This window comes from Streptomyces anandii JCM 4720, assembly GCF_014650655.1.
In the GTDB taxonomy this organism is placed as follows: domain Bacteria; phylum Actinomycetota; class Actinomycetes; order Streptomycetales; family Streptomycetaceae; genus Streptomyces; species Streptomyces anandii.
The window spans coordinates 50,347-52,920 of the sequence record NZ_BMVJ01000021.1; the positions used below are offsets into that span (position 1 = coordinate 50,347).

Below are 2,574 nucleotides of genomic sequence, written 5' to 3' on the forward strand. Positions count from 1 at the left end.
TCGGACCGCCTGCTGTCGATCCTGCTGCTCCTGCAGACCCGGGGCCGGGTGCCCGCCCACGAACTCGCCGAGCGGCTCGAGGTCTCGGTGCGCACCATCTACCGCGACATCGAGGCCCTGTCGGCCTCGGGCGTCCCGGTCTACGCCGAGCGCGGCCGGCACGGCGGCATCGAACTGCTCGCCGGATTCCGCACGGACGTCACCGGACTGACCGCCGACGAGTCCCGCGCGCTGTTCGTGCTGGCCGCGCAGGGCGCGCACGCCGCGCTCGGGCTCGACGCGGCGCTCGGCTCGGCGCTGCGCAAGGTGATGGCGGCCCTGCCCGCGCCGCACCGGCCCGCGGCCGAGGTGACCAGCCGGCGGATCCTGGTCGACGCCACCCGCTGGAAGGGCGGCCCGCGCCCGGCCGTCGACCTCCAGGTGCTGCAGGACGCGGTGTTCGCCGACCGGCGGCTCAGGCTGCGCTACCGGCACAGCGGCGCCCGTGAGCCGCGGACGTACACCGTCGACCCGTACGGCCTGGTCTCCAAGGCGGGGGTCTGGTACCTGGTCGCCGACCGGCGTGGCGAGCCGCGGCTGTTCCGCGCGGACCGGGTGCGCTCGGCACGGCTCCTGGACGATCCGGTGCGGCGCCGCCCTGGCGTGGAACTCCCCGACGTCTGGGAGGTGCTGCGCCGCCAGGTCGAGGAGCGCCCGGGCGGCTTCGAGGTGACGGTACGGGTCCGGCGCGACCGCCTCGACATGTTCCTGCGCCTGAGCGCCTCGTCCCTGGCCGAACTCCCCGAGGACGACGGCGCCGGCGAGTGGATCACGGCCCGCCTCTCCTACGGCTCCCCCCGCGAGACCCGTCAACTCCTCGCCTACGCCGACAGCGTGGAGGTCGTCTCCCCGCCCGAGGCGCGGGAAGAGCTGAGGGAGGCGGCCGCGTCGCTGGCGCGGCTCTACTGCTGAACCGGCCGCCGGCTCCGGTGGGTCAGCCGGCCGGCCAGTGCCTGCGGCCGAGGCTGATCAGGCGCAGTTGGCGGGTGGCCATGTGTGTGACGCGGGCACGTTCGGGGGCGTCGAGCGCCTCCAGGAACAGGGAGGCGGTGATCAGCATCTGGTCGACGTAGAGATGGGCGAGCATCAGCAGATCGTCCTCGCTCCAGCCCGCCGCCTGGCGGTCCTTGGCCAGCTCGTCCTTCACCTCCGAGGCGAACCGGGCCAGTTGCTCACGGATGGCCTCCCGCACGGGCTGTACGCCCCCGTGCCGCTCCCGGGCGATGAAACGCACGTGCGCGGGGTACGCGTCCACGTGACGGCCGATCAGTTCGACGGCGCGCACGATGCGTTCGTCGCTGTCGTCCGCGCCGGACACCGTCGTCCGGATCATCGGGTGCAGGCTGCCGAGCGCCTCCTCGACCAGCGCGACCCCGAGGTCGGCGGTGGAGCGGAAGTGCCGGTAGAAGGCGGTCGGCGCCACGCCGACGGCGCGCGTGACCTCGCGCAGCCCCAGGCTGCTCAGGCTCTGCTCCTCCAGCAGGGCCAGTGCCGCGTCGAGGAGGGCCCGCCGGGTCTTCTGCTTCTGCGCCTGGCGGACACCGAGAGTGTGACTCATGCCATGCAGTTAACAACTGTTCTCCGGAATTTCAAAGCGCCGGGACGCGCTAGACTCGGAAGTCAGTGAACAACTGTAACTACAAGCGTTCACCGAAACTTCACCGGAGGGGGATCCGAACCCATGCTGTTCCTCGTCGCCGCACTCATGCTGCTCGGCGTGGTCCTGGGCACCGTGGCCCACGCACCGCTGGACTTCACCGTCGTCGCCGCCGTCGCGATCGCCGCCTGGCTCGGCGTCTTCGCGCTCCGCGAGCGCCACGCCCGCCGGCGCGGCCCGTCCCACTGACCCGAGCGGTCCTGCCGGTCCGCACCGGCCGGGCCGGCCCACCGCCACCAGCACCGGGCTCCGCGCGAGCGGAGGCCCCACCGACCGTCGGGAGACACACCATGCAACTCACCGCACCGGCCACGCGCCGCACCGCCGCACGCGACGCGGACGGCATGGCCGTCGCGTCCTTCATCCTCGGCCTGCTCGGCCTGCTCGTCCTCAACCTGTTCCTCGGCCCCGTCGCCATCGCCCTGGCCGGCGTCGCCCTGTGGCGCGGCACCACCCGCCCCGGCCGCGCCTACCTCGGCCTCGGTCTCGGCATCGCGGACCTGCTCGTGCTGCTCGCCTTCATGCAGGCCGACAACACGGTGTCCTGGAGCTTCTGAGCCGCCCGGTACCGGACACCACCCCCGTGGCCCCGTGGACGACGGGGCACCGCCGAGCGGGCCGGCCGGGCGCACCGCCCGTCCGCGACCCCACCCCGCTCCCGGCCCGAGGGCGTCCGGGGCTCAAGGACCTCCCTTCCGGATCTTGCCGCCGGTCGCGGGGTCGTGCACGCACTCCCCAAGCTCTTCGAGCAGGGGGGACCGGCATCGCGTCGACTCCCTCCTCCACCTCGCAGCTGCACGCACCAGACCCCGCTCGGGTCTGCCGGTAGGCGAGGTCACTCGGGGCCGGCCTGATCCGGAACAAAGGCGCTGGCCGTA

Annotated in this window: 4 protein-coding genes; 3 read left to right on the forward strand and 1 reads right to left on the reverse strand. The window is 73.4% G+C overall.

The annotated features are described in order from the left end of the window. On the forward strand, positions 1-951 hold a 951-nt coding region (locus tag IE249_RS29015), incomplete at its 5' end, for a helix-turn-helix transcriptional regulator (RefSeq protein ID WP_189709470.1). Positions 952-973: 22 nt separating this feature from the next. Here IE249_RS29015 and IE249_RS29020 read toward each other — a convergent pair. Next, positions 974-1,597 (reverse strand): TetR family transcriptional regulator, encoded by a 624-nt coding sequence (locus IE249_RS29020; protein ID WP_189709472.1) that lies wholly within the window; start codon positions 1,595-1,597, stop codon positions 974-976. 123 nt (positions 1,598-1,720) lie between these two features. Between IE249_RS29020 and IE249_RS29025 the strand changes: the two genes are divergently transcribed. Together IE249_RS29025 and IE249_RS29030 are read left to right on the forward strand one after the other, a co-directional pair. Beyond that, positions 1,721-1,885 carry a hypothetical protein gene (locus IE249_RS29025; RefSeq protein WP_189709474.1) on the forward strand — a complete coding sequence of 55 codons (165 nt, stop codon included), beginning with the start codon at positions 1,721-1,723 and terminating at the stop codon, positions 1,883-1,885. A gap of 101 nt (positions 1,886-1,986) precedes the next feature. After that, positions 1,987-2,253 (forward strand): DUF4190 domain-containing protein, encoded by a 267-nt coding sequence (locus tag IE249_RS29030; protein WP_189709475.1) that lies wholly within the window; start codon positions 1,987-1,989, stop codon positions 2,251-2,253. Positions 2,254-2,574: the final 321 nt, after the last annotated feature.